The organism is Streptomyces sp. NPDC005141, from assembly GCF_053599975.1.
The window spans coordinates 42,205-53,874 of sequence record NZ_JBSFYW010000061.1; the positions used below are offsets into that span (position 1 = coordinate 42,205).

Annotated in this window: 8 protein-coding genes and 1 pseudogene; all 9 read left to right on the plus strand. The window is 71.1% G+C overall.

Going from position 1 to position 11,670, the window contains the following annotated elements; genetic code table 11:
* Nucleotides 1-251: 251 nt before the first annotated feature.
* The 9 genes and pseudogenes from ACWD68_RS33815 (at nt 252) to ACWD68_RS33855 (ending at nt 11,506) form a co-directional block, all read left to right on the plus strand.
* Nucleotides 252-1,388: a CaiB/BaiF CoA transferase family protein gene (locus ACWD68_RS33815; protein ID WP_451810275.1), complete on the plus strand. Its 1,137-nt coding sequence runs from the start codon at nt 252-254 to the stop codon at nt 1,386-1,388.
* A complete protein-coding gene (locus tag ACWD68_RS33820) occupies nt 1,388-2,401 on the plus strand; it encodes an LLM class F420-dependent oxidoreductase (RefSeq protein WP_451810276.1) in 1,014 nt (337 codons plus the stop codon). The genes ACWD68_RS33815 and ACWD68_RS33820 overlap by 1 nt, the downstream gene beginning before the upstream one ends.
* A gap of 42 nt (nt 2,402-2,443) precedes the next feature.
* Nucleotides 2,444-3,586 carry an acyl-CoA dehydrogenase family protein gene (locus ACWD68_RS33825; protein ID WP_451810277.1) on the plus strand — a complete coding sequence of 381 codons (1,143 nt, stop codon included), beginning with the start codon at nt 2,444-2,446 and terminating at the stop codon, nt 3,584-3,586.
* A 21-nt stretch (nt 3,587-3,607) separates the two neighbouring features.
* Entirely contained in the window at nt 3,608-4,822 is a 1,215-nt protein-coding gene (locus ACWD68_RS33830; RefSeq protein ID WP_451810278.1) for an acetyl-CoA C-acetyltransferase, read from the plus strand.
* 38 nt (nt 4,823-4,860) lie between these two features.
* Entirely contained in the window at nt 4,861-7,053 is a 2,193-nt protein-coding gene (locus ACWD68_RS33835; RefSeq protein ID WP_451810279.1) for a 3-hydroxyacyl-CoA dehydrogenase NAD-binding domain-containing protein, read from the plus strand.
* A 173-nt stretch (nt 7,054-7,226) separates the two neighbouring features.
* On the plus strand, nt 7,227-8,249 hold the full coding sequence (locus ACWD68_RS33840) for a thiamine pyrophosphate-binding protein (protein WP_451810280.1): 1,023 nt from the start codon (nt 7,227-7,229) through the stop codon (nt 8,247-8,249).
* A gap of 440 nt (nt 8,250-8,689) precedes the next feature.
* Nucleotides 8,690-9,184, plus strand: coding sequence for an IclR family transcriptional regulator (locus ACWD68_RS33845; RefSeq protein ID WP_451810281.1), 495 nt, complete (start codon nt 8,690-8,692; stop codon nt 9,182-9,184).
* Between the two features lie 36 nt (nt 9,185-9,220).
* Nucleotides 9,221-9,379 (plus strand): annotated as a pseudogene (locus ACWD68_RS33850) (YnfA family protein); the annotation flags it as partial.
* A 324-nt stretch (nt 9,380-9,703) separates the two neighbouring features.
* Nucleotides 9,704-11,506 carry an IS481 family transposase gene (locus ACWD68_RS33855; protein ID WP_451810283.1) on the plus strand — a complete coding sequence of 601 codons (1,803 nt, stop codon included), beginning with the start codon at nt 9,704-9,706 and terminating at the stop codon, nt 11,504-11,506.
* The last annotated feature ends 164 nt before the right edge of the window (nt 11,507-11,670 follow it).

The window sequence follows — 11,670 nt, forward strand, 5'->3', positions numbered from 1 at the left end:
CGCTCGGCGCGTGCCCGGGTCGGCTGCTGGTCAGCCCGGGTCGGCTGCCGGTCCGCCCGGAGTGGGCCGGCAGGCACGTCTTCCGGCCGTACGGGTCCGGTTCCGGCCCCCTGGCCTGGTACGACCGCTTTGGTCATGGTCCGGCACCGGGAATTTAACTAAGCGCTTGCTCGTCAGGGGCTTGCCCGAAGTGGAACACGTTCTTAACATCGCTGATGTCACATCAGTAGTGTCACAGTCCTGGGGGCTTGATGGCAGAGGCAGGAACGCCGGGGCACGGCCCCCTCACCGGGGTGCGCGTGGTCGAGCTGGCGGGCATCGGCCCCGGCCCGTTCGCCGCCATGCTGCTCGCCGACCTCGGAGCGGATGTCGTCCGGGTGGACCGGCCCGGCGGCGCCGGGCTCGCGGTCGATCCGGCCTACGACATCACCAACCGCAACAAGCGGTCCGTGATCATCGACCTCAAGGCCGAGGACGGCGCTTCCCGCGTCCTCGACCTGACTGAACGGGCCGACATCCTGATCGAGGGCTACCGCCCCGGCGTCGCGGAGCGCCTCGGTGTGGGCCCCGGCGCGTGTCACGCCCGCAACCCGAAGCTCGTCTACGGCCGGATGACCGGGTGGGGCCAGGAAGGCCCGCTCGCCCACCGCGCGGGGCACGACATCGCCTACATCGCGCTCACCGGCACCCTCGGCATGATCGGCAAGCCGGACGAGCCGCCCGCGGTCCCCGCGAACCTCCTCGGCGACTACGCGGGCGGCTCGCTCTATCTCGTCGTCGGTGTCCTCGCCGCGCTCCACCACGCGCGCGCGACCGGCGCCGGGCAGGTCGTGGACGCGGCCATCGTCGACGGCACCGCGCACCTCTCCACGATGATCCACGGGATGATGGCCGCGGGAGGCTGGCAGGACCGGCGCCACGTCAACCTCCTCGACGGCGGCTGCCCCTACTACGGGACCTACGAGACGGCCGACGGCCGGCACATGGCGGTGGGCCCGCTGGAGCAGCAGTTCTACGACGAGTTCGTCGACCTGCTCGGCATCCCGGAACTCGGCCCCGCCCGCAAGGACCTGGCCCGCTGGGAGGAACTGCGCGAGAGCGTCGCCGCCCGCTTCAGGACCCGTACGAGAGACGAGTGGACCGCCGTCTTCGAGGGCTCCGACGCGTGCGTGGCGCCGGTCCTGTCACTGCGCGAGGCGCCCGGCCACCCGCACCTCGCCGCCCGCGGCACCTTCGTGGACCACGGCGGCATCACCCAGCCGGCCCCCGCGCCGCGCTTCTCGACCACCCCCACCTCGGTCCGCGGCGGCCCCGCCCTCCCGGGCGCCGACACCGCGGACGTGGCCCGCGACTGGGACGTACCCCGGCTGACGAAGGACGGCGACTGATGGAGCTCTCCCTCCCGCTCGACTACGCGGGCGACACGCGAAAGGCCGCCGACGAGGTCGCGGCCCTGGAGGCCGCAGGCCTGGACGCCGTCTGGGTCGCCGAGGCCTACGGCTTCGACTCGCCCACGATCATGGGCTACCTGGCCGCCCGCACCGAGCGCATGAAGATCGGTGCCGCGATCCTGAACGTCTATTCGCGCACCCCGGCGCTCATCGCGCAGACCGCCGCCGGGCTCGACGCGATCTCCGGCGGCCGCGCCCTCATCGGGCTCGGCGCCTCCGGCCCGCAGGTCGTCGAGGGCTGGCACGGGAAGGCGTACGACAGGCCGCTCGGCCGCACCCGCGAGACCATCGAGCTCACCCGCCGCATCCTGCGCCGCGAAGTCATCGACCATCACGGCATCACCGACATGCCCCGCCCCGGTGGCCTCGGCAAGCCCCTGAAGATCCTCACCAAGCCCGTACGTCCCGAAGTCCCGCTGTACGTGGCCTCGTTGGGGCCCGCCAACGTGCGGATGACCGCCGAGGTCGCGGACGGCTGGCTCCCCACGCTGTTCATTCCCGAGAAGGCCCACCAGGTGTGGGGCGCGGCACTGGCCGAGGGCGCGGCCCGCCGGGACCCGGCCCTCGGACCGCTCAAGACCGTCGCCGGCGGACTGCTCGCGATCGGCGAGGACGCGGCGGCCGTACGCGACCTCGCGCGCCCCAGGATCGCCCTCTACGTCGGCGGCATGGGCGCCCCGGGCAAGAACTTCTACAACGACCTCGCGGTGGCGTACGGCTACGAGAAGGAAGCCCGCCTCATCCAGGAGCTCTACCTGTCCGGCCGCAAGGCCGAGGCCGAGGCGGCCGTGCCGGACGAGTTCTGCGAACTGATGTCGCTGTGCGGTCCCGAGAGTTACGTCCGCGAGCGCGTCGCCGCCTTCCGGGAGGCCGGGGTGACGATGCTGAACGTGACGCCCGTCGGCCCGGAACCGGCCAGGCTCGTCGAAACCGTCAAGGGCTGGCTCTGAGCCGGTGTTCCCCCGTATGAACTCCAGGAAGGCGTTTCCCGCATGAAGCGGCAGATCTTCACCGCCGAGCACGACGCGTTCCGCGAGACCGTGCGCACCTTCCTCACCAAGGAGGTGCTGCCCCACTACGAACAGTGGGAGAAGGACGGCATCGTCTCGCGCGACGCCTGGCTCGCGGCAGGGAAGCAGGGCCTGCTCGGACTCGCCGTGCCCGAGGAGTACGGAGGCGGCGGGAACGCGGACTTCCGCTACAGCGCCGTACTCGCCGAGGAGTTCACGCGCGCGGGAGCGGCCGGTCTCGCCCTCGGGCTGCACAACGACATCATCGGGCCGTATCTGACGGACCTCGCCACCGAGGAGCAGAAGCGGCGCTGGCTGCCCGGATTCTGCGACGGCTCGATCATCACGGCGATCGCCATGACCGAACCCGGCGCCGGATCCGACCTCCAGGGCATCACGACGCACGCCGAGGACAAGGGCGACCACTTCCTGCTCAACGGCTCCAAGACCTTCATCTCCAACGGCATCCTCGCCGACCTGGTGATCGTGGTCACGAAGACCACCCCCGAAGGCGGTGCGCGCGGGCTGTCGCTGCTCGTCGTCGAACGCGGCACCGAAGGCTTCGAGCGCGGCCGCAACCTCGACAAGATCGGCCAGAAGTCGCAGGACACCGCCGAGTTGTTCTTCAACGACGTGCGCGTGCCCAAGGAGAACCTGCTCGGCGAACTGAACGGCGCGTTCGTCCACCTCATGACGAACCTCGCGCAGGAGCGCATGGGCATCGCCGTCGCCGGGATCGCCGCCGCCGAACACCTGCTGGAGATCACCACCCAGTACGTGAAGGAGCGCGAGGCGTTCGGGCGGCCGCTCGCGAAACTCCAGCACATCCGCTTCGAGATAGCCGAGATGGCCACCGAGTGCGCGGTCACCCGCACGTTCCTCGACCGCTGCATCGTCGATCACTCCGACGGCGAACTCGACGCGGTGCACGCCTCCATGGCCAAGTGGTGGGCCACCGAGCTGCAGAAGCGGGTGGCCGACCGGTGCCTCCAACTGCACGGCGGCTACGGCTACATGACGGAGTACCGGGTCGCCCGGGCCTTCACCGACGGACGCATCCAGACCATCTACGGCGGGACCACCGAGATCATGAAGGAGATCATCGGCCGTTCCCTGCTCGGCTAAACCCTCCCGAAAGGCTTACCAGTGAGCACCGAAGCGTACGTGTACGACGCGATCCGCACCCCGCGCGGTCGCGGCAAGCAGAACGGCGCCCTGCACGGCACCAAGCCCATCGACCTGGTCGTCGGGCTCATCCACGAGGTGCAGCGGCGCTTCCCGGGCCTCGACCCGGCCGCCATCGACGACATCGTCCTCGGTGTCGTGGGCCCGGTCGGCGACCAGGGTTCCGACATCGCCCGTATCTCGGCGATCGCCGCCGGACTGCCCGACACGGTGGCCGGCGTCCAGGAGAACCGCTTCTGTGCCTCGGGCCTGGAAGCCGTCAACCTGGCCGCGATGAAGATCCGTTCGGGCTGGGAGGACCTGGTGCTCGCGGGCGGCGTCGAGTCGATGTCGCGGGTGCCGATGGCTTCGGACGGCGGCGCCTGGTTCGCCGACCCGATGACCAACCTGGCCACCAACTTCGTGCCGCAGGGCATCGGCGCCGACCTGATCGCCACCATCGAGGGCTTCTCGCGCCGCGACGTCGACGAGTACGCGGCCCTCTCCCAGGAGCGGGCCGCCGCCGCCGTGAAGGACGGCCGCTTCGAGAAGTCCGTCGTCCCCGTCAAGGACCGCGCCGGACTCACGGTCCTCGACCACGACGAGTTCCTGCGCCCCGGCACCACCGCCGACTCGCTCGCCAGGCTGAAGCCGTCGTTCGCCGACATCGGCGAACTGGGCGGCTTCGACGCCGTGGCCCTGCAGAAGTACCACTGGGTCGAGCAGATCGACCACGTCCACCACGCGGGCAACTCCTCCGGCATCGTCGACGGCGCCTCGCTCGTCGCCATCGGTTCCCGCGAGGTCGGCGAGCGCTACGGCCTCACCCCGCGCGCGCGGATCGTCTCCGCGGCCGTCTCCGGCTCCGAGCCCACCATCATGCTCACCGGGCCCGCGCCCGCGACGCGCAAGGCGCTCGCCAAGGCCGGCCTGACCATCGACGACATCGACCTCGTCGAGATCAACGAGGCCTTCGCCGCCGTCGTCCTGCGCTTCGTGAAGGACATGGGCCTGTCGCTGGACAAGGTCAACGTCAACGGCGGCGCCATCGCCCTCGGGCACCCCCTCGGCGCCACCGGCGCGATGATCCTCGGCACCCTCGTCGACGAACTGGAGCGCCAGGACAAGCGCTACGGCCTCGCCACCCTGTGCGTGGGCGGCGGCATGGGCATCGCCACGATCGTCGAGCGCGTCTGACCTTCCCAACGGATCAAGGATCTACGGAGCATCCCCTGATGAGCACTGAGCCCACCACCATCCGCTGGGAACAGGACGAGACCGGCGTCGTCACCCTCGTCCTCGACGACCCCAACCAGTCCGCGAACACGATGAACCAGGCGTTCCGCGCCTCCCTCGCCACGATCACCGACCGGCTGGAGGCCGAGAAGGACTCGATCCGGGGCGTCATCTTCACCTCCGCCAAGAAGACCTTCTTCGCGGGCGGCGACCTGCGCGACCTCATCCGGGTCACCCCCGAGACCGCCCAGGACCTCTTCGACGGCGGCCTCGCCATCAAGCGCAACCTGCGCCGCATCGAGACCCTGGGCAAGCCGGTCGTCGCCGCGATCAACGGCGCGGCCCTGGGCGGCGGCTTCGAGCTCGCCCTCGCCTGCCACCACCGGGTCGCCCTCGACACCTCCGGCACCAAGATCGGCTGCCCCGAGGTCACCCTCGGCCTGCTCCCCGGAGGCGGCGGAGTCGTCCGCACCGTGCGCCTGCTGGGCATCGCCGACGCTCTGCTGAAGGTCCTCCTCCAGGGCACGCAGTACAACGCGACGCGCGCCCAGGAGAACGGCCTCGTCCACGAGGTGGCCGCCACCCCCGAGGAGATGCTCTCCAAGGCCCGCGCCTTCATCGACGCCAACCCCGAGTCCCAGCAGCCCTGGGACAAGCCGGGCTACCGCATCCCGGGCGGCACCCCGGCCAACCCGAAGTTCGCGGCCAACCTGCCCGCCTTCCCGGCCAACCTGCGCAAGCAGACCAACGGCGCGCCCTACCCGGCCCCGCGCAACATCCTCGCGGCCGCCGTCGAGGGCTCCCAGGTCGACTTCGAGACGGCCCAGGTCATCGAGGCCCGCTACTTCGTCGAGCTGGCCGCGGGCCAGACCTCGAAGAACATGATCCAGGCGTTCTTCTTCGACCTCCAGGCCGTGAACTCCGGTGCCAACCGGCCCCAGGGCATCGCGCCGCGCCCGGTCCGCAGGGTCGCCGTGCTCGGCGCCGGGATGATGGGCGCCGGCATCGCCTACTCATGCGCCCGCGCGGGCATCGACGTCGTCCTCAAGGACGTGACGGCGGAGGCCGCGGCCAAGGGCAAGGCGTACTCCGAGAAGATCTGCGCCAAGGCCGTCACCCGGGGACGTACGACCCAGGAGAAGGCCGACGAGCTGCTCGCCCGCATCACGCCCACCGCCGACCCGAACGACCTCGCGGGCTGCGACGCCGTCATCGAGGCCGTCTTCGAGGACACCTCGCTCAAGCACAAGGTGTTCCAGGAGATCCAGAACATCGTCGAGCCCGACGCCCTGCTCTGCTCCAACACCTCGACGCTGCCGATCACCGCGCTCGCCGAGGGCGTCGAGCGGCAGGACGACTTCATCGGGCTGCACTTCTTCTCGCCCGTCGACAAGATGCCGCTGGTCGAGATCATCAAGGGCGAGCGCACCGGCGACGAGGCACTCGCCCGCGCCTTCGACCTCGTACGGCAGATCAAGAAGACCCCGATCGTCGTCAACGACTCGCGCGGCTTCTTCACCTCCCGCGTCATCGGTCACTTCATCAACGAAGGCGTCGCGATGGTCGGTGAGGGCATCGAGCCCGCCTCCGTCGAGCAGGCCGCCGCCCAGGCCGGCTACCCGGCCAAGGTCCTCTCCCTCATGGACGAGCTCACGCTCACCCTGCCGCGCAAGATCCGCAAGGAGTCGCAGCAGGCCGTCGAGGAGGCGGGCGGCACCTGGGAGACGCACCCCGCCGAGGCGGTCATCGACCGCATGGTCGACGAGTTCGGCCGCCCCGGCCGCAGCGGCGGCGGCGGCTTCTACGAGTACGGGGAGGACGGCAAGCGCGGCAGGCTGTGGCCGGGACTGCGCGAGCACTTCGCCACGGCGGGCCACGAGATCCCGTTCGAGGACATGAAGGAGCGCATGCTCTTCTCCGAGGCGCTGGACACCGTCCGGCTCCTGGAGGAAGGCGTCCTGACCTCCGTCGCCGACGCCAACATCGGCTCCATCTTCGGCATCGGCTTCCCCGGCTGGACCGGCGGCGTCCTGCAGTACATCAACGGCTACGAGGGCGGGACCGGTACCGGACCGGCCGCATTCGTGGCCCGCGCCAGGGAACTCGCCGAGCGCTACGGGGAGCGTTTCACCCCGCCGGCGCTGCTCGTCGAGAAGGCGGAGAAGGGCGAGCGGTTCACCGACGCGACCTGACGGAGGCGCATCACGCCCCGGCCCACGCCACTCCCGGGCACACGCCACTCTCGGGCCCGGGCCATGAGGTGACGTGTCGCTGAGTGGTATGGGGGACTTGCTCCACGGGGGCGGGCACCGGACGCTGACCGGCGAACCGGTACCCGTCCCCGTCCCCGTCGAGGAGCCCCCCTATGGGCCGCCGTCCCGCCCTCGCTCTGCTGGACATCCTGCGTGGCGAGGGCGTGGACCGCGTCTTCGGCAACCCCGGCACCACCGAACTCCCCTTCCTGGCCGCCCTCGCGGAGACCCCCGACGCACCCGCGTACGTGCTCGGCGTCCACGAGGGCGCCGTCGTCTCCATGGCCGACGGATACGCCCGCGCGACCCGGCGCCCCGCCTTCGTCAGCCTGCACATCGCCGCCGGGCTCGCCAACGGACTCATCGGTCTGCTCAACGCCCGTCGCTCCCGCACCCCGTTGGTGGTGATGGCGGGCCAGCAGGACCGGCGCCACCTCCAGCAGGACCCGATGCTCTCGGGCGATCTCGTCGGGCTGGCCCGCCCCGCCGTCAAGGCGGCCGTCGACGTCCAGCACGCCCGTGACCTGCCGCTCGCCGCGCGCCGGGCCTTCGCTCTCGCGGTACGGCCGCCCGCCGGGCCGGTGTTCCTGTCCGTGCCGATGGACCTGCTCGCCGAGGACACCGAGGTCGAGGTCCCGCCCCGCACACCGACCCCCCGTGCCGGTCCGGCCGCCGGCCTCGACCGCGCCGCCGTGCTGCTCGGCCGGGCTGCCCGTCCCGCCATCGTGGCCGGCGACGGCGTGGGCCGCGACGACGCCGTACGGGCGCTCGTGCGCGTCGCCGAGACCTGCGGCGCCCCCGTCCACCACCAGCCGATGGCCGACTGCCTCGACTTCCCGACCACGCACCCGCTGTACGCGGGGATGCTGCCACCGCGTCACGAGGCCGTCCGCGAGGCGCTCGGGCCGTACGACACCGTCCTGATCGCCGGGGCGCACGCGTTCACCCCGCACCACTACACCCCGGGCCCCGCGCTGGCCGCCCGGCATCACCGTCGTCCAGCTCGACTCCGACCCGGACGAGATCGGCCGCAACTTCACCGCCGACCTCGGGCTGGTCGGCGCCCTCGCCCCCTCCCTCGACCGCCTCGCCGACCAGCTGCGCGACCGCGTGCCGGGGGACGTGCCGCGCGATGAGCGACGAGGACGCGCCTCTGGGGTGGCCGACCGGGGTTCGCGGCGCGATGAGTGAAGGGGACGCGCCGTTGGGTGGCAGACGGGGACGCGTCGCTGGGGGTGGCCGACCGGGACGTACTGCTCCGATCACGGATCGCGGCGTGGACTCACCTGCTGGACATGGTCAGTTGTAGGTTCGCCGCCGATCGGCGTACCGCTTCGGTGACGGTCGGCGGCTCGAGGCGGCCCGCACCTTGCATCCGGCCCCGGGTGCCCGACCATCGGTCCATGACGGACGGAGCGGTCCCGAAGTCGGTGCTCGCGCGCGGTGCGGCGCTGCTGCGTGCCTGCGGGAGTCCGAGGAGGCGCTGAGCCTCGCCGAACTGGCGCTGCGCACCGGGCTCCCAAGCCGAGCGCGCACCGGCTGCTCGCTCGGGCAATCGGCGCCGACCGCACGGGAGTTGCGTGATGCCGCCCTGCCCTACCTCGGCGATCTGCACGAGGAGACCCACGAGAACGTGCACCTCGCCGTGCCCGACGGGTCCGACACCCTCTTCCAGGAGAAGATCACCGGCCGCCGCGCCACCCCGATCGTCTCGCGAACCGGCGGCCGGCTGCCCGCGCACTGCACGGCCACCGGCAAGATCTTCCTCGCCCACGGCCCCCGGCCACCGCACCGGTCCCTGCCCCGGCTGACCCCGCGCACCCTCGTGCTGCTGGGTCAGCTCGCCCGGGACCTCGCCGCGACCCGGGCCCGTGGCTACGGCGTCAACCTGGAGGAGGCCGAGATCGTGGTTTCGGCCGTCGCGGCCCCCGTCTACGAACAGGGGCCCGCGGGGCCGCGCCCGATCGCCGCCCTCTCGGTCACCGGCGGCACCCGCCGCCTGGACATGGACCGCGTCGGCGCACGGGTCTGCGCCGCGGCGCGGGCCCTGACCCGCGCCCTGTCCGCCTGACGGGCCGCATCGCGTGCAGGCAGAGCGCTTGGTCGTGGGGCCTGGCTGGTGTGGCAGGGCATCCGCGAGCACAAGGGCTGGATCTGGGTCGCCGCGGGCGTCATCGCTCTCGGCCCTGGGGTCGTGGCCACCTGGCAGAGCGATGACAACTTCGGCCGCATCCCGGCCGCCTACGGTGGGATCTTCGTCGCCGGTGGGCCGCGCAGGTCGGGTGCTCGCCGCATGGCCTACGGGGCCCTAACCCTGTATGGGAGGGCGTCGGCGCAGCCGGGGCGGAGCGGGCCGAAGGCAGGAGCGGCGCCCCGAGCGGAGACGGGAGCCCCGCCCGGCGGAGCGGAGCGCAGCCGGGGCTTGAACCAGTAGAGAAAGTTGTTACTCAGGCTTCGGCTGGGACTATGTCCGGTCCCGGGAGATGCTTGACACTTCGATCCCAGCTGATGGTTGACGGTGGCCGTGATCGGCTTTTCTGTGCACGTCGTTGCGGCGTGTGGCGGGAGGCCGGGATTGGCTCTGGTGGAGTTGTCGGTTGTCGAGCAGAGATATCGGGCTGTCCTGGCGGTGCTGGCGGGTGCGACGGTGACGGAGGTCGCCGCCCGGCTGGGTGTTTCCAGGCAGACGGTCAGCGGGTGGAAGTCCCGGTATGCCGTCTCAGGTCTGGCCGGCCTGGCTGACCGTTCCCGTAAGCCGGCCTCGTGTCCGCATCAGGCGTCTGCCGAGGTGGAGGCGGCCGTGTGCGAGCTGCGGCGTGAGCATCCCCGGTGGGGTCCGCGGCGGATCGCTCATGTGCTGGAGCGTTCCGGGGCCGTGGCGCTGGCGCCGTCGCGGATGACGGTGTATCGGATCCTGGTCCGTCATGGCCTGGTGGAGCCGGGGGTGCGGCGTCGGAAGCGGTCGGATTACAAGCGCTGGCAGCGGGATAGGCCGATGCAGTTGTGGCAGATGGACATCGTCGGCGGGGTGATGCTGGTCGACCCGGTGACCGGGGAGTTGTCCGAGGTCAAGGTCGTGACCGGTGTGGATGATCATTCCCGGTACTGCGTGATCGCGTCGGTGGTCGAGCGGGCGACCGGGCGGGCAGTGTGCTCGGCGTTCGCCGGGGCCTTGCAGGCATTCGGGGTGCCGGAAGAGGTGCTCACCGACAACGGCAAGCAGTTCACCGACCGGTTCGGGCAGGGTGGTGAGGTGTTGTTCGACCGGATCTGCCGGGAGAACGGGATCGCGCACCGGCTGACCCAGCCCGCGTCACCGACCACGACGGGCAAGGTCGAGCGGTTTCATCAGACACTGCGGCGTGAACTCCTCGACGACTGTGGTGCGTTCGAGAGCATCCAGGCGGCTCAGGGCGCGCTGGATGCGTGGGTGCAGGAGTACAACTCCGACCGTCCGCATCAGGCGCTGGACATGCAATCCCCTGCCGACCGTTTCGCCCCAGTCCCCGAGCAGGAGCGGGACGTGCTGGGAGTGAGAGTTCCTGGCGTGCTGGCGCTGGTGCCGCAGCAGCGGACGGCTCCTGTCGTGCCGAGTCCGGCCGCGCTGGAGCCTGTTCCTGGCCCTCCGTCTGAGGCAGTCCCGGCAGCGGTGCCGACCGGTGTGGTGCCGGTGGAGTTCGAGCGGGTGGTGCCTGCGAGTGGGAATCTGCAGGTCGCGGGCAAGCAGTTCTGGCTCGGTCCCACGCGGTCGGGGCTGACGGTGACGTTCTGGGCCGACACGTCCGTGATCCATCTGCTGGTCGCCGGGGCGCGGATCAAGACCGTGCGGTCGCACCTGTCCGTCTCCGATCTTGCGGTGCTGGCGGCTCGGGGCGGGCGTGCGGCCGGACCGGCCCCGCTTCCGGCCGGTGACGCGGTCGCGTTCGAGGTGGACCGGGTGGTCAACAGCAGCGGACTGGTGGGCCTGGGCGGGCACCAGGTGCTGGCGGCGGAGATCCTGGGCGGACGGCAGGTCGGCATCCGCATTGACCAGACCACGCTGTCGTTCTTCGATCTTCAGTCGCGTGAGCTACTGAGGGCTCGGCCCAACCCGCTCACCCTGGACGAGGTGCAGCGTCTGCGCGGTTTGCGGCCCGCGGGCCCACCGCCACGGCCGGGTGTCGAGCCGGTCCGTGTCCAGCGGCGGGTCAGCGCGACGGGCACGGTCATGGTGTGCCGGCAGGTCGTCTCGCTCGGGCGCACGTACGCGGGGCAGACCGTGACCGTGCACGTGGCGGAGTCGACGATGACGGTCGAGCTGGACGGCCAGGCCCGCGTCATCCAGCGCACCACCGACATCCCCGTCCGCCACGTGAAGGCCAACAAACCCCGTGAAATTTCCGATGTTGTCTAGGCCCACCGTCAAGCATCAGCCGGGACCAAAACGTCAGGCATCACCTGGGACTAGACACTTCGGCTGGGACTAGTGCTGCTCCGCGTTAGTTCGTTGAGGGGCGTTGGGGCATCAGGAAGTTTTGAGCGGGGTGCCGTCGTAGGTCCAGCGGTAGGGCCTGGCGG

Coding starts and splice junctions, on each gene's coding strand:
- ACWD68_RS33815 (WP_451810275.1), top strand. CDS start 252: ATGGCAGAGGCAGGAACGCCGGGGCACGGCCCCCTCACCGGGGTGCGC.
- ACWD68_RS33820 (WP_451810276.1), top strand. CDS start 1,388: ATGGAGCTCTCCCTCCCGCTCGACTACGCGGGCGACACGCGAAAGGCC.
- ACWD68_RS33825 (WP_451810277.1), top strand. CDS start 2,444: ATGAAGCGGCAGATCTTCACCGCCGAGCACGACGCGTTCCGCGAGACC.
- ACWD68_RS33835 (WP_451810279.1), top strand. CDS start 4,861: ATGAGCACTGAGCCCACCACCATCCGCTGGGAACAGGACGAGACCGGC.
- ACWD68_RS33840 (WP_451810280.1), top strand. CDS start 7,227: ATGGGCCGCCGTCCCGCCCTCGCTCTGCTGGACATCCTGCGTGGCGAG.